The 21727-nt window shown below is 69.4% G+C and carries 19 protein-coding genes; 9 read left to right on the top strand and 10 right to left on the bottom strand.

All coding sequences use genetic code 11. The features are described from left to right. Nucleotides 1-132: 132 nt before the first annotated feature. Nucleotides 133-2691 carry a putative bifunctional diguanylate cyclase/phosphodiesterase gene (locus AC1KAT_RS16535; RefSeq protein WP_480327946.1) on the top strand — a complete coding sequence of 853 codons (2559 nt, stop codon included), beginning with the start codon at nt 133-135 and terminating at the stop codon, nt 2689-2691. A 6-nt stretch (nt 2692-2697) separates the two neighbouring features. On the opposite strand, the gene AC1KAT_RS16530 is transcribed toward AC1KAT_RS16535, so the two are convergent. The 4 genes from AC1KAT_RS16530 to AC1KAT_RS16515 are packed head-to-tail and all read right to left on the bottom strand — an operon-like array spanning nt 2698 to nt 6938. After that, complete coding sequence (locus AC1KAT_RS16530; protein WP_480327944.1) at nt 2698-3420, bottom strand: alpha/beta fold hydrolase; 723 nt, start codon at nt 3418-3420, stop codon at nt 2698-2700. Continuing rightward, a complete protein-coding gene (locus tag AC1KAT_RS16525; RefSeq protein WP_480327942.1) occupies nt 3413-4174 on the bottom strand; it encodes a class II glutamine amidotransferase in 762 nt (253 codons plus the stop codon). Before AC1KAT_RS16525 ends, AC1KAT_RS16530 begins: the two co-directional genes overlap by 8 nt. A 24-nt stretch (nt 4175-4198) precedes the next feature. Further along, the gene (locus tag AC1KAT_RS16520; protein WP_480327940.1) at nt 4199-5422 is read right to left on the bottom strand and encodes an NAD(P)/FAD-dependent oxidoreductase; all 1224 of its coding nucleotides are present in this window, start codon (nt 5420-5422) and stop codon (nt 4199-4201) included. A 58-nt stretch (nt 5423-5480) separates the two neighbouring features. Continuing rightward, nucleotides 5481-6938 (bottom strand): DHA2 family efflux MFS transporter permease subunit, encoded by a 1458-nt coding sequence (locus AC1KAT_RS16515; protein WP_480327938.1) that lies wholly within the window; start codon nt 6936-6938, stop codon nt 5481-5483. 199 nt (nt 6939-7137) lie between these two features. Between AC1KAT_RS16515 and AC1KAT_RS16510 the strand changes: the two genes are divergently transcribed. The 3 genes from AC1KAT_RS16510 (at nt 7138) to AC1KAT_RS16500 (ending at nt 10321) form a co-directional block, all read left to right on the top strand. Continuing rightward, a complete protein-coding gene (locus AC1KAT_RS16510; protein WP_480327936.1) occupies nt 7138-7527 on the top strand; it encodes a TraR/DksA family transcriptional regulator in 390 nt (129 codons plus the stop codon). A gap of 29 nt (nt 7528-7556) precedes the next feature. Further along, nucleotides 7557-7937, top strand: a complete 381-nt coding sequence (locus AC1KAT_RS16505) for a hypothetical protein (protein ID WP_480327934.1) — start codon at nt 7557-7559, stop codon at nt 7935-7937. 215 nt (nt 7938-8152) lie between these two features. Continuing rightward, nucleotides 8153-10321: a thrombospondin type 3 repeat-containing protein gene (locus AC1KAT_RS16500; protein ID WP_480327932.1), complete on the top strand. Its 2169-nt coding sequence runs from the start codon at nt 8153-8155 to the stop codon at nt 10319-10321. A gap of 69 nt (nt 10322-10390) precedes the next feature. Here the strand turns inward: AC1KAT_RS16500 and AC1KAT_RS16495 are convergent, their stop codons facing one another. Beyond that, nucleotides 10391-11059: a cation efflux transmembrane domain-containing protein gene (locus AC1KAT_RS16495; protein ID WP_480327930.1), complete on the bottom strand. Its 669-nt coding sequence runs from the start codon at nt 11057-11059 to the stop codon at nt 10391-10393. A 77-nt stretch (nt 11060-11136) separates the two neighbouring features. Between AC1KAT_RS16495 and cadR the strand changes: the two genes are divergently transcribed. Continuing rightward, nucleotides 11137-11562, top strand: coding sequence for a Cd(II)/Pb(II)-responsive transcriptional regulator (gene cadR / locus AC1KAT_RS16490; RefSeq protein ID WP_480327928.1), 426 nt, complete (start codon nt 11137-11139; stop codon nt 11560-11562). 36 nt (nt 11563-11598) lie between these two features. Further along, on the top strand, nt 11599-12231 hold the full coding sequence (locus tag AC1KAT_RS16485; RefSeq protein ID WP_480327926.1) for a class I SAM-dependent methyltransferase: 633 nt from the start codon (nt 11599-11601) through the stop codon (nt 12229-12231). Between the two features lie 75 nt (nt 12232-12306). Here the strand turns inward: AC1KAT_RS16485 and aceB are convergent, their stop codons facing one another. Continuing rightward, the gene (gene aceB / locus AC1KAT_RS16480) at nt 12307-13887 is read right to left on the bottom strand and encodes a malate synthase A (protein WP_480327924.1); all 1581 of its coding nucleotides are present in this window, start codon (nt 13885-13887) and stop codon (nt 12307-12309) included. A 199-nt stretch (nt 13888-14086) separates the two neighbouring features. Here aceB and AC1KAT_RS16475 point away from each other — a divergent pair, with 199 nt between their 5' ends. Continuing rightward, nucleotides 14087-14989 (top strand): LysR family transcriptional regulator, encoded by a 903-nt coding sequence (locus tag AC1KAT_RS16475; RefSeq protein ID WP_480327922.1) that lies wholly within the window; start codon nt 14087-14089, stop codon nt 14987-14989. Between the two features lie 31 nt (nt 14990-15020). On the opposite strand, the gene AC1KAT_RS16470 is transcribed toward AC1KAT_RS16475, so the two are convergent. The 4 genes from AC1KAT_RS16470 to AC1KAT_RS16455 all read right to left on the bottom strand — a co-directional run bounded on the left by AC1KAT_RS16470 (nt 15021) and on the right by AC1KAT_RS16455 (nt 19225). Further along, complete coding sequence (locus AC1KAT_RS16470) at nt 15021-15839, bottom strand: DUF1161 domain-containing protein (RefSeq protein WP_480327920.1); 819 nt, start codon at nt 15837-15839, stop codon at nt 15021-15023. Between the two features lie 229 nt (nt 15840-16068). After that, the gene (locus AC1KAT_RS16465; RefSeq protein ID WP_480327918.1) at nt 16069-17208 is read right to left on the bottom strand and encodes an ABC transporter substrate-binding protein; all 1140 of its coding nucleotides are present in this window, start codon (nt 17206-17208) and stop codon (nt 16069-16071) included. A gap of 196 nt (nt 17209-17404) precedes the next feature. Then, a complete protein-coding gene (locus AC1KAT_RS16460; protein WP_480328518.1) occupies nt 17405-17716 on the bottom strand; it encodes a PsiF family protein in 312 nt (103 codons plus the stop codon). A gap of 144 nt (nt 17717-17860) precedes the next feature. Then, the gene (locus AC1KAT_RS16455) at nt 17861-19225 is read right to left on the bottom strand and encodes a serine/threonine-protein kinase (protein ID WP_480327916.1); all 1365 of its coding nucleotides are present in this window, start codon (nt 19223-19225) and stop codon (nt 17861-17863) included. Between the two features lie 161 nt (nt 19226-19386). Between AC1KAT_RS16455 and argS the strand changes: the two genes are divergently transcribed. Together argS and AC1KAT_RS16445 are read left to right on the top strand one after the other, a co-directional pair. Continuing rightward, the gene (argS, locus tag AC1KAT_RS16450; RefSeq protein WP_480327914.1) at nt 19387-21078 is read left to right on the top strand and encodes an arginine--tRNA ligase; all 1692 of its coding nucleotides are present in this window, start codon (nt 19387-19389) and stop codon (nt 21076-21078) included. A gap of 10 nt (nt 21079-21088) precedes the next feature. Then, nucleotides 21089-21724, top strand: coding sequence for an SPOR domain-containing protein (locus AC1KAT_RS16445; protein ID WP_480327913.1), 636 nt, complete (start codon nt 21089-21091; stop codon nt 21722-21724). Nucleotides 21725-21727: the final 3 nt, after the last annotated feature.

Genomic DNA, 21727 nt, shown 5'->3' with positions numbered 1-21727 from the left:
GTGTGTGTTTTGATCAAAGCTCAGGGAAGGTACACACCCACCGGCACGCACTGGTGGTCATGCGGGCGCTGATTCCATCGGCCCTTCGGTTCGTGGTTCCTTCGTCATCGTCTTTGAACGAAGCGCTGGGCCATGACTTCGAACGATCCCCTTGTTTCTTCATTCCGCCTGTCTCGCAGGCACCCCGCGGTCGCGGCCGTGATCGGCTATGCGGTGTTCGGCTTGTCGTGGATCCTGCTGTCGGACCAAATCCTGTTCGCACTGGCCCCCGACGTGGCCTCGCTCTCGACGCTGAGCCTGTGGAAGGGCGTGGCCTTCGTGCTGCTGTCGAGCGTGATGCTGTTCTGGTGGACATGCCCGCGCGCCGCGCCGCACGATGCCGCGACCCCGCCCGAGCCGGGCCCGCGCAATGCTGGGCGCCTGCTGCTGCTCTTCGCCGTGCTGTCGGCGGTGATCGTGCTGGCCGGCCTGGCCGGCGTGGCGCAACTGGCGAACCTGCCAGCCGCCGAGCTGCACGCGCAGCTGATGCGCCATTCGGCCATCGTGGCGGCGGTGCAGGTGCTGGCGCTGGCAGCGTGCGGCTCGATGCTGTTTGCGATGTGGCAGCGCCGCGAGTCCCTGGTCGCGCAACGCGAGTACACCCAACAGCGCGAAAACCTGCACCTGCTGCAACTGCTCGACGGCATCGCCAACGGTTCGACCGACGCCATCTACGCACAAGACCGCGAGGGCCGCTTCCTGTTCGTCAACGACGAGGTCTGCCGCGTGCTGGGCCACGCGCGTGAGGCGGTGATCGGCCGTGAGGTCGAAGCGTTCTTTCCGAAGTCGCAGGCCGACTGCATGCGGCGCAGCGCGCAGGCCTTGATGGACGCGGGTCGCGTGGTGCGCCACGAAGGCCCGGTGTCCACACCCACGGGCACGCGCTTCTACTTCGACACGTTGGGCCCCCTGCGCGGCACCGATGGCGAGGTCGTCGGCATCTTCGGCATCAGCCGTGACATCACCGAGCGCAAGCGCGAAGAAGACCGCCTGCGCCAGTGGGCCACGGCCTTCGCCAGCATCCGCGACGGGGTCATCATCACCGACGTCGAGCACCGCATCGTCGCCGTCAACCGCGCCTTCACGCAGATCACCGGCTACACCGAAGACGAGGCGCGCGGCCACACGCCGGCGATGCTGCGCTCGGGCCGCCAGGGCGAAGACTTCTACGCCACCATGCACCAGGCCCTGGCCGAGCAAGGCCACTGGCAAGGCGAGCTGTGGAACCGCCGCAAGAGCGGCGAGCTGTACCCCGAATGGCTGACGCTCGATGCGGTGCACGACGACGCGGGCCGCCGCACGCATTACGTGGGCGTGTTCACCGACATCACCGGCCTCAAGCGCAGCGAGGCGCAGGTCGAACGGCTCGCGCACTACGACCCGCTCACCGAGCTGCCGAACCGCCGCATGATCCACGCGCGGCTCGACCAGGCCTTGGCCCACGCGCAGCGCCACTGCACGCGCGTGGCGGTGATGTCGATCGACATCGATCGCTTCAAGGCACTGAATGACAGCTTCGGCCACCCGGTGGGCGACGAGTTGATCGTGGCGATCGGCCAGCGCCTGAAGGCGCGCATCCGCGCCGAAGACACGCTGGGTCGCCAGGGCGGCGACGAGTTCCTGGTGGTGCTGGATTCTCTCGACGACCCCACCGCCGCCAGCACCCTGGCGCGCGACCTGCTCAGCGCCATCGCCGAGCCGGTGGCCCTGAGCGGCGGGCGGCTGAGCCGCGTCACCGCCAGCATCGGCATCAGCGTGCACCCCGACGATGGCAGCGGCACGGCGGTCGAGATGCTGCGCGACGCCGACGCCGCGCTGTACCGCGCCAAGGACGAGGGCGGCAACCGCTTCAGCTTCTACACCAGCGACCTCAACGCGCATGCGGTCGAGCAGTACGAACTCGAGTTCGCCCTCAGCCGCGCCCTCGAACGGCGCGAACTCGAACTGCACTACCAACCGCAGGTCGATGCGCAAAGCGGCGCGGTGGTCGGTGCTGAAGCCTTGCTGCGCTGGCGGCGCGATGGCGTGATGGTCCCCCCGGGCAAGTTCATCCCGGTGGCCGAGCACAGCAGCCTCATCCTCGACATCGGCGCCTGGGTCATCGACCAGACCTGCGCGCAACTGCGGGCCTGGCTCGACGCGGGGCGCTCGCCGGTGCCCATCGCCGTCAACGTGGCGGCGCGGCAGTTCGCCGCGGGGGACCTCGATGTGGTGATCGGTCAGGCCCTGCAGCGCCACAACGTGCCCGCGGCCTTGCTCGAAGTCGAACTCACCGAGTCGATGCTGATGGACCACGGCCCGGCGCAGACCGCGCTGCTGCACCGCCTCAAGACGCTGGGTGTGAAGCTGTCGCTCGACGACTTTGGCACCGGCTACTCGAACCTCGGCTACCTGCAGCGCTTTCCGATCGACGCGTTGAAGATCGACCAGTCGTTCGTGCGTGACATCGGCCTGCATGCGGGTGGCGCGGCCATCGTCGATGCGGTCATCGCGCTGGCGCACCGGCTCAAGCTCTCGGTCGTGGCCGAAGGGGTCGAGACCGACACGCAGCGCAACTACCTGCGCGCGCAGGGCTGCGACGTGCTGCAGGGCTACCTGTTCGCGCGGCCCGAGCCGGCGGCCGACTTCACGCCGAGGCTCGCGCTGCGCTGAACGCCGTCACGCGCGGCCGGCGAGGCCGACGTGCGTGGCCCACTCGCGCACCGCGCGCCGCAGGCCCGGCACCGGGATCAGCCCCGCCGGGTGTGCCGAGCCCGGGTGCGTGGCCAGGCCGCTGCCGCGCAGGGCGCGGTGCAGGGCGTGCGTCTCGGCCAGCGGCACGATCGGGTCCGAGTCGCCCGATAGCACCAGGCTCGGGCAGCGCACGCGCTGCAGGTCGGCCGCGTTCAAGGGCGGCTGCTGCGCGAAGCCGGTGTACATGGCGCTCAGCCGCAGCGCGAGCTGCTTCCAGTCGTTGGGCTGGTGCAGCGTGGCCAGTTGCGCGGCACGGGCCTTCATCGCCACCAGCCGTTCGATGCCGAAGAGGTAGGTCACGTGGCGGATCGTCGTCGCGTCGAAATGCCACTTGGTCGCCACCGTGACCACCGCGCCGACCCGCTCGGGGTGGTGCGCCGCGAGGTACAGCGCCAGCAGGCCGCCGAAACTGTAGCCCAGCAACACGGGGGCCTTGAGGCCGCGCGCGTCCATCTGCGCCAGCAGGTCTTGCGCAAAGGCCTCGACGCTGAAGGCCTCGGGCAGCGGCCGGCCCCCATGGCCCAGCAGGTTGACCGCCTGGGTGTCGAAGTCGTCGCGCAGGGCCTCGGCCCAGGGCTGCACTTCGGCCTGCGTGCCGTTCACGCCGTGCAGCAGCAGCATCGGCGGCTTGTCGAGGGTGTCAGCCATGGGTCCACTCCGCGCCATCGACAAACACCTTCAGCTCCCCAGGGGCGAAGGCTTGCCAGGCTTCGTTGATGGTCAAGGGTTCGGTGACGACCACGCTCACGCGGTCGTTCGGCGTGGTCGCCTGGGCGAAGTCGACCTGCAGGTCTTCGTCTTGCAGGCGCGCCGCGCCGAAGGGGTGCACGCGCGTCAGGTGGTGCAGCTGCGTCGAGCAATGCGCCCACAGCGCCTGGCCGTTGCTCAGCATGAAGTTGAAGGTGCCGTGCGCGGCCACCACCGGGGCCAGCTCGCGCAGCGTCGCGGTCAGCTCGCCGATGGGCGGCACGCTGGCGTGGGCCTTGGCCAGCTCTTGCATCAGCCAGCAGAAGGCACGCTCGCTGTCGGTGTCGCCCACCGGGCGAAAGGCGCCGTGCAGGCGAGGTTCGAAGTCTTTCAGGTTGCCGTTGTGCGCGAACACCCAGTAGCGCCCCCACAGCTCGCGCTGGAAGGGGTGCGTGTTCTCGAGCGCCACGCGGCCCTGCGTGGCCTTGCGGATGTGCGCGATGACCTGGCTGCTGCGGATCGGGTAGTGACGAATGATCTCGGCCACCGGCGACTGCGCGGCGCTTTGCGAATCGACGAAGAGCCGCACGCCGCGGTCTTCGAAGAAGGCGATGCCGAAGCCGTCCTTGTGTTCATCGGCGCGGCGCGAGAAGCCGCTGAAGCTGAACATCAGGTCGGTCGGCGTGTTGGCGTTCATGCCCAGCAGTTGGCACATGGCGGTTGTCGTCGGCGAAAGGTGTCAGCGGGTGAAGAGCTTGAACACACCCGACACGCTCATCAAGCGCGCGGGGTTGCTGGTCTCGTCGAGCAGGCCGCTCATGCGCTGCAGGATGCCCGGGCTGCGCCGTGCGCGCCACACCAGCAGGTCGGCCAGCCAGAGGTGTTCGTTGAGCCGATTGGCGCGCTCGTACAGCGAGAAGCGCGGCTTCAGCGCGGCCAGGCCGGCGGCGTAACGCGCGCGGGTGTCGGCGTCGTCGCGCCCTTGGGCGATGGCCTCGGCCGCCAGCGTGCCGGTCTCGAGTGCCTTGCCGATACCCTCGCCGGTGAGCGAATAGGTGCTGCCCGCCGCCTCGCCGGTGACCAGCAGGCCGGGCTTCGAGAAGCGTGCGCCTTCGAGCGAGTAGCGCAGCGGCGCGCCTTTCAGCTCGCCCTGCAGCGTGCCGCCGGCCATCAGGCTGCGTGCGGGCTCGTAGACGCGGGTGAAGGCCTCGAAGATGTCGCGCAGGTTCGCGTCGCCCTTCTTGGCCACGCCGCCGCGCACCGCCTGGTGGCTGTGCGAGACGCCCACGCCGATGTTGAAGACGTCGCCACCGCACGGGAAGATCCACCCGTAGCCCGGCTTCAGGGCGCGGTGCCAGACGATGTCGAGCGACTTGAGCTGCGCGGTGAAGGCCGGGTTCTTGACGTAGCCGCGCAGGGCCACGCCGCTGGGCAACTGGCGCTCGCACATGCCGGCGGCGATCAGCGCCTGCGGCACCGCGCCGGTGGCGATGACGACCCAGCGCGCAGTGATCTCGCGCGTGCGCTCGCCGCTGCGCAATTGGGCGCCGGTGACGACACCGTTCGCCTCGGTCGGCGCCACGAAGCGCACCGGCGCGGCCATCAGCGCGCCCGCATCGACGGCGGCCTGGCACAGCAGCAGGTCGAGCTGCTTGCGCGGCAGCACGGCCAGCGTGCCGGGCACCTCGACGCGCCCACCGCGTGGCGCCACGCAGCCCACGTGCTGGGCCCGCTGCGCGCGGGCCATCACGGCGTCGAGCACGCCCAGCCGGCGCAGCGCCGCGTGGGCGTCGGGGATCAGCGCATCGCCGCAGACCTTGTCGCGCGGAAAGGCTTGCTGATCGACCAGGGCCACCGACAGGCCGGCCTTCGCCAGCACGGTGGCCGCCGCACTGCCGGCCGGGCCGGCACCGACGACGAGCACGTCGCAGCGCGCAGGCAGTTGGTCGAGGTCGAGGTTCATGGGCAGGGCGGTGCGAGGGACCGAGGGGCGGCGGGGCCCGAATGGTAGGGCCGGCCGGTCAGGGGTTGGATGGCGGGTTGGCGTCGTTCGGCGGCGGCCGCATGCGCCACGCCGCGAGCACCGCGATGGCGCTGATCGCCCCGAGCATCAGAAAGGTTTCGTGGAAGGCCTGCACCGGGTCGTCGGCGTGCACCTGCAGGCGCCATTCGAGCACGATGCCCACCAGGCTGACGCCCACCGCACCGCCCAGCTGGCGCAGGAAGCTGATGGTGCTGGAGCCGTGCGACACCAGGTTCAGCGGCAGCCGGCGGATCGCCCCCAGGTTGAGCGAGGGCAGCACCAGCCCCAGCCCGATGCGCCCGACGATGGCCCAGGCGGTGATGACCCACAGCGCCGTCTTCAGCCCCACCATGACCATCAGCGCGAACGACAGCGCCAGCAGCATGAGGCCCACCGACAGCACGCGGTGCACCGCCACGCGATCGGCCAGCCGCCCCGCGACCGGGATGGTGATCGCCAGCACCAACCCTGCCGGCAGCAGCACCGCGCCGGCCTGCGAGGCGGGCAGCTTCAGCGCGATCTGCATGAACACCGGCACCAGGTAGGTCGAGCCGAACAGCGCCATGCCGTAGATGAACGCGACCCAGCCGCCCATCGAGAACGCGGTGTGGCCGAAGAGGCGCAATTCGAGCAGCGAATCGGCCTTGCGCCGCTGGTGCAGCACGAAGGCGATGAGCGCGGCGATGGCCAGCCCCAAGAGTGCGAGGGCCGGCCCCGAGCCATCGGCGTGCAGGTGCACCAGGCCGTTCAGCAGCGACAGCACGAACACCGACACGAGCACGAGCCCCAGCAGGTCGAAGGGCCGCGGCCGCGCGTTCACCTCGGCCCCGCCCGGTGCGTTGTGCGGCAGGTAGCGCAGCGCCAGCCACAGCGCGGCCACGCAGAACGGCACCACGCCGAAGAAGATGGACCGCCAGCCGAACACATCGACCAGCACGCCGCCCACGCTGGGCCCGATGGCCGGCGCCAGCACCACGCCGAAGCCGAAGATGCCCATCGCGCGGCCTTGTTCGTTCGACGCGAAGGCGTGCATCACGATGACGGCCGGGATGGGCTGCAGCACGCCGGCCGACAGGCCCTCGGTGACGCGCATCGCCAGCACCCATTCGAAGTGGGTGCCCAGGCCGCCGCCGATGCCGCCCAGCATCAGCACCCAGACCGCCGCGAGGTAGGTGCGCCGGTAGCCGAAGCGTTCGAGCAGCCAGGGCGTGGTCAGCATCGAGATGGTCATCGCCGCCATGAACCCGGCCGACAGCCACTGCGCGCGCTCTTGCCCCAAGGTGAACACGCGGCTCATGTCGGGCACGGCCACGTTGATGATGGTCGAGGCCATGATCGACGCCATCGTGCCCAGCATCACCGTCAGCAGCACGCGCCAGCGGTAGTTCTCGCCGTGGCGTTCGCGCAGCGCGCTCAGCGAGTGGGGGTGCGATGAAGAGAGGGGCGTCTCGGACACCGGCACATGCTAGCCCTGCAGCGGCGCCGATGCACCCTGCGTCGCGCCGCCGCCCCAGACCTCGCGTGACAAGCGCACGCCGGGCCTGTCGCCCCCATGACAGGCGAGGGGCCGCGCGTCGGTGTCGCGACGACTTGCGCCGCGTCAAGCGCGCGCAGCCGGTTCGGCGCGAGCATGCGCAGGTCGCAAGGAGAACCCCATGCACCTGACCACCGGCCAACGCGCCCTGCTCGAACAATTGCTGCAACAGCGCCAGCACCAACTCAAGAGCCGCCTGCCCGCGGCCAAGCACGGCGAGAGCCGCGTCGAGCACGCACGCACGCTGGCCGGCGACGGCCCCGACGATGCCCCGCAGCGCGCGGCCGACCGCGAGGTGTCGCAAGCCCTCGGCGACCTGGAAGAGCGCGAGCTGACCGCCGTGAGCGAAGCGCTGCAACGCATCGGCACCGACGACTACGGCCGCTGCGCGGACTGCGACGTGAGCATTCCGTTCGACCGTCTCAAGCTCGAACCCTGGGCCCTGCGCTGCGTGGCCTGCGAGACCGTGCGTGAGGCCGCCCACGGCGGCGCGCGCCACGCGACGCTTTGACAAGTTCTTCACCCCGAAAGCCTTCACCCATGACCACCATTCACGCCGTTGTCCGCATCGACCACGCCGTCGCACAGATCCTTCAGTTCGATGCCGAGCACGTGCAGGCCCAGAAGATCAAGGCCCACACGCACCACACCCGCCAGCACGGCAGCGAGGTGCGCACGCAGCACGAGTTCTATGGCGAGGTCGCCGACGCGCTGCAAGGCATTGCCGAGGTGCTGGTGGCTGGCCCCGGCACCGCGCCGACCGAGTTCGTCTCGTACTGCCACAAGCACCGCCCGCAGGTCGTGGGCCAGCTGGTCGGCACCGAGGCGATCGACCACCCGAGCGACGCGCAGCTCGTGGCGCTGGCGCGCAAGTACTTCCTGAAGTACGACCGCATGCAGGGCTCGCCGACGCCGACCTGAGCGGTCCGCACAGACACGCGCGCCCGTGACGCGCGTGCGCCCGAGGGCCCCGCGCAGGCCAGTCCCTCCTTCGGGCGGGGCGCGGGATGAAGCACCCCTAGCCTGTCGCCCGCAGATGTCTTGACCCTCTCTTCTGGGCCGACGACAGTCCCGCCCGCTGCATCCATCGCATGCAGCGGCCGGTGTCATCGGCCACACCCCAGAGGAGAGAACACATGACGAAACCCAGATGGCTCGGTGCCTGCGTGGCACTGTGCATGCTCACGGCCGGCGCGGCCCATGCCCAACTGAACGATGCCGACGCCGACGGCGTGCCCGACGCGGTGGACAACTGCGCCCGCGCCGCCAACCCGCAGCAACGTGACAGCGACGGCGACGGCTTCGGCAACGCCTGCGACGCCGACTTCAACAACGACGGCATCGTCAACGACGCCGATGCCGCGATCCTCAAGCGCTGGCTCGGCACCAGCGAACCCTCGGGCGACCTCACCGGCGACGGCAAGGTCGATGAGGCCGATTCCAGCCGCTTCACGCAGCTGCTGGGCTCGCGCCCCGGCCCGACCGGCTTCGCGCTGAAGGCGAGCTTCGCCAAGACGCCGCCGCTGGCCAAGTCGGTGCAGGTCTTCGGGCTGGACACGCCGCTGGCCGATGGCCGCAACGCCATCGTGCAGGCCGACTTCAGCGGCGCCTTCGATGCGCGCGGCATCAAGCCGCCGGCGGCCATCGCGCTGCACACCGAGGTCGGTGTGGTGGTGGTCAACGACATCGGCTTCGAGGCCGACCAGAAAAGCGGTGACGGCATCTACGGCGGCCTGGTCCGCTTCGGCCGCGAGGCCGCCGCGCGCGATGCGAACTCGTTCGCCAGCCGCGCCACGGCCAAGAAGCTCACGACGGTGCAGCTGTTCAACGGCCGCCAGCTGTCGCGCGAGGTCGCCTTCGACATCAGCCAGACGCTCGAAGCCGAAGCGCCCTCGGCCGAGTTCAGCGTGGTGAGCCCGGCCGTGGGCAGCCTGCGGCTGGTCGCCAAGCCGATCCGCCTGCCGCGCTTTCCGCTGCCGGCCACCACCGACCCGGCGCGCACGCTGATGGTCAACCACCTCGGTGTGGTGCAAGACCCGACGCGCAGCTTCTCGCCCTGCACCCCGGCCGGGGCCATCGCGCCCTTCGGCAACCCGAACGGCGCCTGGGCCTTCAAGACGCTGATGACGAACATGGCGAACCCGGCCCTCACAGGCACCTCGCCGCAGGTCTTCGTCAACGACTGGCTGAAGAAGTGGCTGGTGGCCGACAACGCCGTCAAGCACAGCGATGGCGCGACCGTGCCCTGGGTCATCCCCGCGCGCCCGGCGCTGCAAACCATCGTGCAAGGCTTCCAGCCCGGCTGGAACCCCAACAACCCGGCCACGCTCGACCTCGACCGCCTGCCCTTCCGCCTGCTGGCCGTGGTCAACCGCCTCGACCTCGCGGGCGCGGGCTACCTCGGCTCGGGCGAGCCGGGTGAGCTGCGCTTCGTCTTCGGCCTGGTCGAGCGTTCGGGCGCCAGCTGCGTGCCCAGCCGCGAGATGACCGTGATCTTCGAATACAAGGTGCCCGGCACGGCCTGCCTGACGCTGAAGAACCTGGCCAACCGCTGGATCGCGCTCGACGGCCTGGTGCCCGGCAGCGTGGCCTACAACACGCAGCTGCAGTCGCTGACCGACCAGGTGACCCTGGCGAACGCCTTCCCGGGCCGCATCAACAACAGCGCCATCGGGCAGGTGCGCACGAACGAGATCCGCCTCGCCTCGCCGTGGGAGATCCGCGAGTTCACGCTGCAAGGCGGCCTCGCGTCGGGCAAGCTGATGCACGAGACGGTGAAGAACACGCCCGACAAGTCGTGGAACAACACCGCGCTGCTGAACGCCTACATGACGCCCAACCCGACCACCGAGATGCCGCGCCAGTTCATGGGCAGCGACCTGCTCGGCGCGGCCATCACCTACGGGCCGGGCTCGTTCCCGAACAACCCGCCGTGGAACGGTTCGCCGCAAGTGCCCAACCCGGCGCGCTTCAACGTCAGCCTCAACACCTGCAGCGGCTGCCACCTGAGCGAGACCGGCACGGCCTTCACGCACGTGCGCGGCGACGGGCCGCTCAACGCCCCGGCCGGCCTGTCGCGCTTTTTGACCGGCACCCTGACCACGGCACCCTTCACGCCGGTGGCCGATGCGGCCTACGGCGCCCCCCAGCGTCACTTCGCCGACCTGCAACGCCGTGCGCAGCAGATCGAGGCGCTGGCCACCAACAGCTGCCTGCGCATGCCGGCCCTGCCGATCCTGCAAGACCGCCGGCTGGTGCAGCCCTCGCTCGACCTGCCGATCTTCGCGCCGCCGTTCGTGCACTGACGCACCGGCGAATCGCTCAATGACAAACGGCGCCCTCGGGCGCCGTTTTTTTTTTGGACGGGGCGGCGCTCAGTGCGCGTGGCCTTCGTGACCGGCGTGCTCGCCGTGCGCCGGCGCTGCGCCGCGCAGTTCGCGCCGCGCCTGCTTCAGCACCGTCTGCGCGCCGGTCAAGGCCAGCGTGGCCATCACGCCGGCGACCACCAGGTCGGGCCAGCCGCTCGCGGTGCCGAAGACGCCCAGCGCCGCCAGCATCACCGCCACATTGCCCAGCGCGTCGTTGCGCGAGCAGATCCACACCGAGCGCATGTTTGAGTCGCCGGTGCGAAAGCTGTAGAGCATCAGCGCCACGCCCGCGTTGACCGTGAGCGCTGCGAAGCCGACCACGCCCATCGTCAGCGGCTCGGGCACGGTGCCCACGTACAGCGCCCACAGCGCGCGGCCGATCACGAACACGCCGAAGCCCGCCATGCAGGCCGCCTTGAACAGCGAGGCCTTGGCGCGCGTCGAGACGGCCATGCCCAGCACCGCGAGCGAGATCGCGTAGTTGGCCGCGTCGCCGAAGAAATCGACCGAGTCGGCCAGCAGCGAGACCGACGACGAGGACCACGAGGCACCGACCTCGACGACGAACATCAGCGCATTGAGCACCAGCGCCACCCACAGCACCCGGCGGTAGCGCGGGTCGATGGCCGAGGCTTCGGCGTGGTCATGGCAGTGGTCGTGGCAATGGGCAGACATGGCAAGAGGGCAAGTGACGGTGTGCGAGCATTGGAAACCCTGTAGCTGGTACAGGGTCAAGCACGAAGGAATCGGCCATGAAGATCGGCGAACTGGCGACCCGCGCGGGCTGCGACGTGCAGACGGTGCGCTACTACGAACGCGAAGGCCTGCTCGATGCGCCGCCGCGCGAGGCCTCGGGCTACCGCCGCTACGACGAGCGCCAGCTCACGCGGCTCAACTTCATCCGCCACTGCCGCACGCTCGACATTTCGCTCGCCGAGGTGCGGCAGCTGCTCGACCTGTCGCAGCACGCCGACCAGTCGTGCGCCCAGGTCAACGACCTGCTCGACGCGCACATCGCGCTGTTGCGCCAGCGCATCCAGGCGATGAAGGCGCTGGAGAAGCAGTTGGTGGCGCTGCGCAAGACCTGCAACGGCGACGGCTCGCAGCCCTGCGCCATCCTCGAATCCTTCATGAGCGCCGCCGAGCAGCACGCCTGCGCCTGCCACCCGGCGGGCTGAGCCGCACCACGCCCGATTCATCACCGAAAGGCCGCCATGTCCGCCACCACATCGAGCACGCAAACCCACTGGGAAACGGTCTACGGCAGCAAGGCCGCCGACGCGGTGAGCTGGTACGCGCCGCACCTGCGCGAATCGCTGGCGTGCATCGCGCGCACCGGCCTGCCCCCCTCGGCCGCGTTGATCGACGTGGGCGGCGGCGAATCGACGCTGGTGGACGACCTGCTCGACGCCGGCTACACGCACCTGAGCGTGCTCGACCTCTCGGCCAAGGCCGCCGAGGTCTGCCGTGCGCGCCTGGGTGAACGCGCAGCGCGGGTGGACTGGCGCGTCGGCGACGTGCTCAGCCACCCGTTCGAGGCGGCCTCGTTCGACCTCTGGCACGACCGCGCGGTGTTCCACTTCCTGACCGAGCCGGCGCAGCGCCTTCGGTACGTGGCCCAGCTGCGCCACGCGCTGCGGCCGGGCTGCTTCGTGGTCGTCGCGACTTTCGGCCCGCAAGGCCCCACGCAGTGCAGCGGCCTGCCGGTGGCGCGCTACACGCCCGAGGCGCTGCACGCCGAGTTCGGCCCCGGCTTCGTGTTGCGGCAGCACAGCCTGGACCTGCACACCACGCCCTGGGGCGCGCCGCAGCAGTTCGTCTACTGCCTGATGCAGCGCGAGGGCTGAGAACCCGTTCGGGCGCGCCATGAAAAACGGCGCCCGAAGGCGCCGTTTTCGTTGTCACGCGGCCTTGCGCGTCGATCAGATTTCTTCGTAGAGCGGCAGCGTCAGGAATTCCTCGAACGCGTCCTTGGTGCTCATCTCGACGAAGATTTCCGCGGCGCGGTCGAACTTGCCGGCGGCGCCCGAGGCCTTCACCTTTTCGAGCTCTTCGGGCACCAGGGCGCGCACCAGTTCTTCGGTCACCTTGCGGCCGTCTTCCAGCACGCCCTTGGGCGAGCGGATCCACTGCCACACCTGCGAACGGCTGATCTCGGCCGTGGCCGCGTCTTCCATCAGGTTGTGGATCGGCACGCAGCCGTTGCCCGCCAGCCAGGCACCCAGGTAGTGGATGCCGACGTTGATGTTCATGCGCAGGCCGGCTTCGGTGATCGGCGTCTCGGGCTGGAAGTTCGTCAGGTCGGCGGCCGTCACGTTCACGTCGTCGCGCTGCTTGGTGAACTGGTTCGGCTTGTCGCCCAGCACGGCCATGAACTCCTTCATCGCCGGCTCGACCAGGCCCGGGTGTGCCACCCAGCCGCCGTCGTAGCCGTCGGTCGCGTCGCGCTTCTTGTCGTTGATGATCCCTTGCATGGCGATGGCGTTCTTCTCGGGATCGTTCTTGATCGGGATCAGCGCGCTCATGCCGCCCATCGCGGGGGCGCCGCGCTTGTGGCAGGTCTTGAGCAGCAGCAGCGCGTAGGCGCGCATGAAGGGCGAGGTCATCGTGACCTTGGCGCGGTCGGCCAGGCAGAAGTTCTTGTCCACCTTGAACTTCTTGATGCACGAGAAGATGTAGTCCCAGCGGCCGGCGTTCAGGCCCGCGCTGTGCTCGCGCAGTTCGTACAGGATCTCGTCCATCTCGAACGCGGCGTTGATCGTCTCGATCAGCACGGTCGCCTTGATGGTGCCTTGCGGCAGGCCCAGCGCGTCTTGCGTGGCGACGAAGATGTCGTTCCACAGGCGGGCTTCGAGGTGCGACTCCATCTTCGGCAGGTAGAAGAAGGGGCCGGCGCCGCGAGCGATCTGCTCTTTCGCGTTGTGGAACATGAACAGCGCGAAGTCGAAGATGCCGCCCGAGATGCGTTCACCGTCGAGCGTGACGTGCTTTTCTTCGAGGTGCCAGCCACGCGGGCGCACCTGCAGCACGGCGATCTTGTCGTTGAGCTGGTAGGTCTTGCCGTTCTGTTCGAGCTTGAGCGTGCGGCGGATCGCCTGGCCGAGGTTGATCTGGCCTTGGATCTGGTTCGTCCACGAGGGCGCGTTGCTGTCCTCGAAGTCGGTCATGTAGCTGTCGGCGCCCGAGTTGAAGGCGTTGATGACCATCTTGGCTTCGACCGGGCCGGTGATTTCGACGCGGCGGCAGTGCAGCGCCTTCGGGATCGGCGCGACCTTCCAGTCGCCGTTGCGGATGTGCGCGGTCTCGGCCAGGAAGTCGAGCTTCGCGCCGCCGTCGAGTTCTTTCGCGCGCGCCACGCGGGCGGCCAGCAGCTCTTTGCGGCGCGGGCCGAACTGGCGTTGCAGCTTGGCGACCAGTTCGAGCGCCGGCAGGGTCAGCACGTTCTCGAAGCCCGGCAGGACGGGCGCGTTGATCTGCATGCCTTGGGGCAGGGTGAGGCTCATGGAGGTTCCTTCAGCGGTTCAACAAGACGAAAGGGGAGGGCCGCGCCGGCGAAGCGGTTCACCGTGGTGCGTGCGGGGCGGTGCCCGCCCGGCGACGCAAGCGTCGCGCCCGAGGCGGGGAATTTATTCGATACCGCCAGATTGATTAAGTACCCCGAACGGCTTGTATTTGTGACTCCAGTGAAGGTAGTCTCGGCGGATGGACAAACTCAAGCAGATCGAGTCCTTCGTCGCGGTCGCTGCCAAGGGCAGCCTGACCGGGGCGGCCAAGGCGGAGGGGGTGGCGCCGGCGGTCATCGGCCGGCGCATCGACGCGCTCGAAGAGCGCCTGGGCGTCAAGCTGCTGGTGCGCACCACGCGGCGCATCACGCTCACGCACGAGGGCAGCGCCTTCCTCGAAGACTGCCAGCGCGTGCTGGCCGACCTGGCGAGCGCCGAGTCCAGCGTCAGCGCCGGCGGCGTCAAGGCCAGCGGCTATTTGCGCGTCACCGCGCCGGCCGGCTTCGGCCGCCGCCACGTGGCCCCGCTGGTGCCGCGCTTTCTCGAAGACCACCCCGAGGTGCGCTTCTCGCTCAACCTGAGCGACCGGCTGGTGGACATCGTCAACGAGGGTTTCGACTGCGCCGTGCGCGTCGGCGACCTGCCCGACAGCAGCCTCGTGAGCGTGCGCCTGGCCGACAACCGGCGCCTCTGCGTCGCCGCGCCCAGCTACCTGCAGCGCGCCGGCACCCCGCAGCACCCCAACGACCTGGCGCGCCACGAGTGCCTGATGCTGAGCAGCGACGCCAGCCAGACCCGCGGCTGGGCTTTCACGGTCGAAGGCGAGGTGCTGCACCTGCGGCCGAGCGGCCGGCTCGATTGCAGCGATGGCCAGGTGCTGCACGACTGGTGCGTGGCGGGCCTGGGTCTGGCGTGGCGGTCCACCTGGGAGGTCGAAAGCGACCTCAAGGCCGGGCGGCTGGTGGCCGTGCTCGATGCGTTCGCGGCACCGCCGAACGGCATCTACGCGCTCTTTCCGCAGCGCAAGCACCTGCCGCTGCGGGTGCGCGCCTGGGTGGACTTCCTGAAGCTGACCTACAGCGACGCGGCGTACTGGCGCTGAACGGCAGGGGGCGGTGTGCCCGCCACTCGGTTCAGTTCAGCCGTGGCCCGCGCGGCAGGCCGGCGGCGTCGTAGGCGCTGCGACGGGCCAGCCACAACCAGAGCCCGGCCGCGATGGGCAGGATCGCCAGCAGCCAGGCCCAGGGCCGCGCCACGAAGGCCGAAGCGGCCTGCGACCACCACGACGATGCGTTCTCCGGCGGCGTTTCTGTCACCACCGCAGCCGGGGCTTCGACCGGCGCGGCGCTGACGACCGGCGAGGCGCTGTCGACCGGCGCGGGGGCGGGAGTGGGGTGCACCACCGCAGCGACTGCGCTGGCCGCTGGCTTGGGGATGAGCGGCGGCGCGGAGGCCGGCGCCGCCAGCCGCGCGGGGGCAGGGGCGGGCGCCGGTGCCGCCGCAGGCTTCGCCACCGGCGGGGGGGGCGGTGTGCGACGCACGGGCTCGGCAGGTGCTGGCGCGGGCTGCGGCACCACGGGCGCGGGGGCGGCCTGGGCGACCGGGGCCGGCGCAGGCGCCGCAGCCGGCGAGCTCGCCAGCGACCCACCGAAGCGCCAGTACAGCACCTTGTGCGCGCCGCCGTCGCAGGTGCCGATGACCTTGGCGCCACGTGGCACCGGGGTCTTGGCGGGGACGACTTCCATCGAGTAACCGCGGATGCTGGGGTCGAGCCGGCCAGCGAGTCGCGTCTTCAACTGCTCGCAGGCGGCCGACTGGGCTTGCGCCGTGGCCGGCACCGCCCCGGCGAACACGCCGCAGGTGACGGCCAGACCCAGCAGGCGTCGCGCCCGCGACCGGCTGGCGGGCTGCGCCGTGGGGCGGGTGGCGGGTGCGGCGGCTTGCAATGGCATGGCGAAGGGGTCCTGGTGAGGGCCAGCCCGGCGCCCTGTCGGTGTGGCGCCAGGATCAGCGCTCGCAGGGCCGCGGACCGCAACCCGGAGGCAGCGCATCGATGCGTCCCGATTGTGGAGCGATCACCCGCTCTCGTGGCAGGGGGCTCACCCCGGGGTGGGGGCGAGACTCGCGGGCAAATTCACGCGATTGCGCCCGCGTCGGCCGGCCCCGATGCCGAGCCGGCCGCTATTTGATGTACGTCCCGCGCGGTCCGATGATCGTGATCTCGACGAACTTCGAGCCATGACGGTTGTTCGGGCCGAAGTTCATCTTGTAGCCACCGAGGTCGAGCGTGCCCAGGCGTTCCATCGCCTGCGTGATGCTCTCGGGCGTCGGGTTGCGGCCGGCGCCCTTGAGTGCCGCGGCCACCACGCGTGTGTTGATGTAGCCGGCGAAGAGGTCGTAGCTCAGCGGCTTGCCGGCCTTCTGCATCATCGCGGCAAAGTCTCGCGTGAGCGCGTTCACCGGCCGCCACGGATAAGGTGTGGTGCGGGTCACGGCCACGCCGCGGGCGTCGTCGCCGAGCGCGGCCACGACGCTGTTGGTCAGGCCGAGCGAGATCGTGTAGATCGGTGCCGGCACGTGCTGGCGCAGCGCCTTCACCGTGGCCGCGACCGACGGCCCGGCGGCCAGGATGATCACCGCCTGCGGCTTGACCGTGCCGGCGTGCTGTGCCGCCTGCACTGCGTCGCCGCCGTCGGACTCGACCGTGCGCGCCGCCGCGAGCGAGGCGCCTTGTTCGGCCATCACCTTCTCGGCGATCGGCAGCAGGCCCTTGCCCAGGTCGTTGTTCTGGTAAATCACCGCGAGGCGCTTGAGCTGCAGCGCCATCAGGTTGCGCACCATCTGGTGCAGTTCGTCCACGTAGCTCGCCTGCGTGGTGAAGAAATAGGGGTTGGGCTTGGCGCGCAGCGCCGGGCTGCCCGAGTAGCACGCGATCAGCGGCACCTTCTTCTCGGCCACCACCGGCAGCACGGCGGCTGTCTGCGCGGTGCCGACGAAGCCGAACAACGCGACCGCGCCTTCCTTGTCGATCAGCGTGCGGGCGTTGTCGGCCGAGCGCTTGGGGTCGAAGGCGTCGTCGACGATGACGTGGCGGATCTTGCGGCCGTTGATGCCGCCCTTGCGGTTGATCTCTTCGAAGCCGAGCCGCTGGCCATCGAGCGCGCCCTCTTTGAAGGCCGAGCCCATCAGGCCGCTGAGCGGTGCGCTCTGACCGATCACGATGTCGCCTTCGGCGGCGCCCGCGCGCTGGATGTGGAAAAGCGCGGTGCTGGCCGCAACGCCGGCCACGAAGCCGCGTCGGCTGGTGAGTTTGGATGTCATGGATGTCCCCCAGGGCTCTGCGGCCCGTCACGAACTGAAACGATCGAGTGCAATGCAAGAGGCCCGGGTCAACCGGGCCTCACAAATTTCTGGCCCGGTCGCCCGGGCTGGCAAGTCGCTGTCCCGGACCACCGGGCCTTGCATGCTGCATGCCCGACGCGCGGGTCATGCAGGTGCGCATTGTGCCGTGCGGCTCTTACTTGCTCAGGCACTCTTTCATGAACGCCTTGCGCTCGTCGCCCTTCTTGCCCTTGGCGTCGACATTGCAGGTCTTCATTTTTTCCTGCTGGGCGGTGCGGCCATCGGCCTTGGCCGACAGGCACTCTTTCATGAACGCCTTGCGCTCGTCGCCCTTTTTCTCACCCGCATCCTTGTTGCAGGTGGCCATCTTGTTTTGCTGTGCAGTGGGGGCCTTGGCGGGGGCCGAGGCGGCGGCGGCCGGGGCCTGGGCATGCGCGGCGCCCAGACAGAAAGCAGACAGGGCCAGCATTGAAACGAGCTTTTTCATGGGTTCTCCTGAAGGGTTGCGAACGGCATCGGCGTGCGATTGAAGCATGGGCTTGCGCGCACCGACAAGGCAGCAACGCGCCGCAGACCGCGCCGGCTGACCGCGATCAAGAAACCAGGCGTGTCAGGGCCGTGCGCCGGCAGTTCAGAGGATGCGCCGTGGGTGCGCCAGCGCTTCGTGCGCGGCGTGCAGGCGTCGCACCAGCACGCGGATGAAGGCCTCGTCGAACAGGTGCCGGCAGCTCGGGCTGACCTGCGCCAGCGTCTCGGGGGTGAACGAGATGGTGGTGGTGGGCTGCGTGACGATCACGTCGGTGCTGTGGCGGCGCAGCTCGGCGCTGGGCGCGAGGTAGGCCATCTCGCCCACCGAGGTGCCGGCGCCCAGCTGCGCGACCTTGTTGCCGTCGCGGAAGACCTCGACCTCGCCGCTGGCGATGATGTGGAAGGTGCGGCCTTCTTCGCCCTTGCGGTACAGCGCGTGGCCGTCGTAGTGGCGCTGCCACTTGGCGCGGTGCACGACTTCCCAGATCTCGACGTCGCCGAAGCTCGAAAAGAAGTCGAGCGTGCGCAGCGTGTTGAAGCGCTCGGAATCGAGCACGCCCTGGATGTGCCCGCGCGGCACCTGCTGCCGCACGATCAGGCCCGACAGCGCGTGCGCGAACTCGTCCCAGTTCGGGTAGCGGTCGTCGGGGTGTTTTTCGAGCGCGGTGAGGATGACCTCGTCCACCCCCGGGCCCACGCCCGCGCGCAGCGTGCTCAAGAGCGGCGGCTTGGCGGTGTAGATCTGGTTCATCATCGCCGGCTGCGTGTTCGCATCGAAGGGCGGCCGCCCGGCGATCAGGTGGTACAGCACGGCGCCCAGCGAATAGATGTCGGCGCGGCAGTCGAGCTGCGCGCCGTCGAGCTGCTCGGGCGCCATGTAGGTCAGCGAGCCCACGCGGTAGACCTGCGTGGTCTCGGCCGACATGTTGAGCACGCTGCCGAAGTCGCTGATCTTCACGTCGGTGACGTTGCCGTTCTGCACCACGGCCAGCAGGTTGGCCGGCTTCACGTCGCGGTGGATCAGCCCCTGGCGGTACACGTAGCCCAGCGCCATCGCGCACTTGAAGCCGATCTCGACGATCAGTTCGAGCGGCAGCAGCTGGTCGGCGCGGCAGTACGGGCGCAGCGTGTTGCCGGGCACGTATTCCATGACGAGGTAGGGCTCGACCGGGTCGGCCACCGCGTCGAAGATCTGCACCACGTTCGGGTGCTGCAGGCGGCCCACCAGCGCCGCTTCGGCGGCGAAGAAGCGCTCGAAGTAGCGCCCGTCGTTCGGGTCGCTGATGGCCCCGGCGCGCACGCGCTTGATGGCCACGTCGCGCTGGTGAAATTCGTCGCGCGCCAGGAAGACCTCGCTCGTCGCGCCTTCGCCCAGGCGGCGCAAGACCGGGTACTTGCCGATCTGCGCAGGCAGTGGCAGGGCACCGGGGGGCGAAAACGGGGGTGGGCTGGCGACGGGCGAAGACATGAAGTGCACAAGATCGGGGAGGCCATCTTGGCACTGCGCACCGCGCTGTGCTTGCCAAGTAACGCACGAAACCACGTGCTTATCCGGGGCTTGGGACCGCCCCGTACCAGCGTGCCGCAGGCCCCGGGTGTGCATCAGACCCCCACTTAGAATCGCGCGCCATGATCCAAGCCAAACAAGACCTGCTGCATGCGCTGGCCGCAGCCATCGCCCAGGTCAGCCCCGGCAGCACGCTGCCGGCGGCCGTCGAACTGCCCAAACAAGCGGCACATGGCGACTTCGCCGTCACGGCGGCCATGCAGCTCGCCAAGCCCCTCAAGAAGAACCCGCGCGAACTGGCCCAGGCGCTGATCGACGCGCTCAACGCGCAGCCGGCCGTGCAGCAGTGGGTCGATGCGCTCGAGATCGCCGGCCCCGGCTTCATCAACCTGCGCCTGAAGGCCGCCGCCAAGCAGGCCGTCGTGCGCGAAGTGCTGACCGCTGGCGACGCCTTCGGCCGCCAGCCCACGCAGGCCGACAACAAGGTGCTGGTCGAGTTCGTCTCGGCCAACCCGACCGGCCCGCTGCACGTGGGCCATGGCCGCCAGGGCGCCTTGGGCGACGCGATCTGCAACCTCTTCGAGACGCAGGGCTTCGCGGTCACGCGAGAGTTCTATTACAACGACGCGGGCGTGCAGATCGGCACGCTGGCTGCATCGACCAAAGCGCGCATCGACGGCCTGAAGCCGGGCGACGCGGCCTGGCCCGAGTCGGCCTACAACGGCGACTACATCGCCGACATCGCCGCCGACTTCATGGCGAAGAAGACCGTCAAGGCCGACGACCGCGAGTTCACCGCGTCGGGTGACGCGAACGACCTCGACGGCATCCGCCAGTTTGCCGTGGCCTACCTGCGCCACGAGCAAGACCTCGATTTGCAAGCCTTCGGCGTGCGCTTCGACAACTACTACCTCGAATCGAGCCTGTATTCGAGCGGCCGTGTCGAGCAGACGGTGAAGCGCCTGATCGACGCCGGCAAGACCTTCGAAGACGGCGGCGCGCTGTGGCTGCGCAGCACCGACTACGGTGACGACAAGGACCGCGTGATGCGCAAGTCCGACGGCACCTACACCTACTTCGTGCCCGACGTGGCCTACCACCTCGCCAAGCACGAGCGCGGCTTCACGAAGGCCATCAACATCCAGGGCAGCGACCACCACGGCACCATCGCCCGCGTGCGCGCCGGTCTGCAGGCAGTGAATCAGGGCATCCCCGAGGGCTACCCCGACTACGTGCTGCACAAGATGGTCACGGTGATGAAGGGCGGCGAAGAGGTCAAGATCTCCAAGCGCGCCGGCAGCTACGTCACCCTGCGCGACCTGATCGAGTGGACCAGCAAGGACGCGGTGCGCTTCTTCCTGATCAGCCGCAAGGCCGACACCGAGTTCGTGTTCGACGTGGACCTCGCGCTGAAGCAGAACGACGAGAACCCGGTGTTCTATGTGCAGTACGCGCATGCGCGCCTCAGCAAGGTGCTGCGCGACTGGGCCAGCGACAAGGGCGGCGATGTGGCCGGCCTGTCAGGCGCGAACCTCGCGCTGCTGGCGGCGCCGACCGAGGCGGCGCTGATGCTCAAGCTGGCTGAGTTTCCGGCCGTGCTGGCGGGCGCGGCCGCGGGCCTCGCGCCGCACGACATCGCCTTCTACCTGCGTGACGTGGCGGGTGCCTTCCACAGTTACTATGCCGCCGAACGTTTTCTGGTCGAGGACGACGCGGAACTCACGCGCGCCCGGCTGGCCCTGCTGGCGGCAACCCGGCAGGTCTTGCGCAACGCCCTGGCCGTGCTGGGTGTGAGCGCCCCCGAGAAGATGTGACGGAGACGGAATGAAGAAGAACCAACGCGGCGGGTTTTTTCTCGGCATGGTTGTCGGCCTGTTGATCGGGCTGGCGCTGGCGCTCGGTGTGGCGCTCTACATCTCGAAGGTGCCCATCCCCTTCGTCAACAAGGTGCCGCAGCGCACCCCTGAGCAAGACGCCGCCGAGACCGAGCGCAACAAGAACTGGGACCCGAACTCGGCCCTGTACGGCAAGAACCCGGCCAAGCCCTCGGGCACGGCCAGCGGGGTGATCCCGCCGCTGCCCTCGGCCTCGGTCCCGGCCTCGGCCGCGACCGCACCCGCCAGTGCCGCGGCCAGCACGCGCGACCCCGCCGCCATCCTGGCGGACAAACCCGGGGCCATCGCGTCGGCACCCGTGTCCACCGGATCGACCGCCGATCCGTTCACGTACTTTGTGCAGGCCGGTGCGTATGCCCGGTCCGAAGAGGCCGAACAGCAGCGCGCCAAGCTCGCGATGATGGGCTTGAGCGCCAAGATCACCGAACGCGAACAGGCGGGCCGCACCTGGTACCGCGTGCGCGTCGGGCCGTTCGACTCGAAAGACGCGGCGGGCGCGGCCAAGCAAAAGCTCGACGGCGCCAGCATCGAATCCGACCTGGTGCGCGTGCAAAAGCAACCGTAAGCA

The organism is Piscinibacter sp. PDB5-1, from assembly GCF_056676035.1.
Note: the sequence above shows the minus strand (reverse complement) of the source record. Positions and strands in the feature narration are given on the sequence as shown.